This is a genomic window from Flagellimonas flava, assembly GCF_050617915.1.
GTDB lineage: Bacteria > Bacteroidota > Bacteroidia > Flavobacteriales > Flavobacteriaceae > Flagellimonas > Flagellimonas flava_A.
Genome location: NZ_JBODQE010000091.1, coordinates 1 through 259 on the forward strand (window position 1 = coordinate 1; position 259 = coordinate 259).

1 protein-coding gene is annotated in these 259 nt (G+C 40.2%); it reads left to right on the forward strand.

Features of this window, described 5'->3' with window-relative positions:
- On the forward strand, nucleotides 1-259 hold a 259-nt coding region (locus tag ACRHOZ_RS21105; protein WP_431130283.1), incomplete at both ends, for a hypothetical protein.

Here is a 259-nt window from a genome sequence, read left to right on the forward strand (position 1 = left end):
AATACGGAATATCGCAATCTTTTCTTGGAAGGATGCCAGCAGAAGAGCAACAACAAACAAGGGGCTTATATTGAATTTTCCTTTGTGGACAAGGAAGTTGATGATAAGGCGGAGGAACATTGTAAACAGGAGCTAAAGACCATTAAGAATATACAATCCAAGGATTATGTGTATTCCGACATCTGCACTTTGGTGCGGAAAAATGACCATGGCATGCTCTTGGCCAACTTTCTATCCGAAAATCAAATTTCCGTCGTTT